Genomic DNA, 203 nt, shown 5'->3' on the forward strand with positions numbered 1-203 from the left:
TGCTGGCTACTGCTCTATCCCGGGATGTGCGTTTTGTAATCTCAATAAGGCTACCTTAGTAGCGGGAACAGGACTCGAACCTGTGTCCGCTGTGGCGGATATGATCCCGATGAGCTGCCTAATGTTCTATCCCGCGATGTGTCGGATGCAAAATACGTCGAGTTTAGGTAAAAACAAGGAAAACTTTAAAAAATGTTTTATTT

1 tRNA gene is annotated in these 203 nt (G+C 44.8%); it reads right to left on the reverse strand.

Annotated features, from left to right (window positions below):
- Nucleotides 1–59: 59 nt before the first annotated feature.
- Nucleotides 60–136: transfer RNA gene (locus H2650_RS15765), tRNA-OTHER, on the reverse strand.
- Nucleotides 137–203 lie beyond the last annotated feature (67 nt).

Source organism: Flavobacterium sp. GP15 (genome assembly GCF_014281985.1).
Lineage (GTDB): Bacteria > Bacteroidota > Bacteroidia > Flavobacteriales > Flavobacteriaceae > Flavobacterium > Flavobacterium pygoscelis.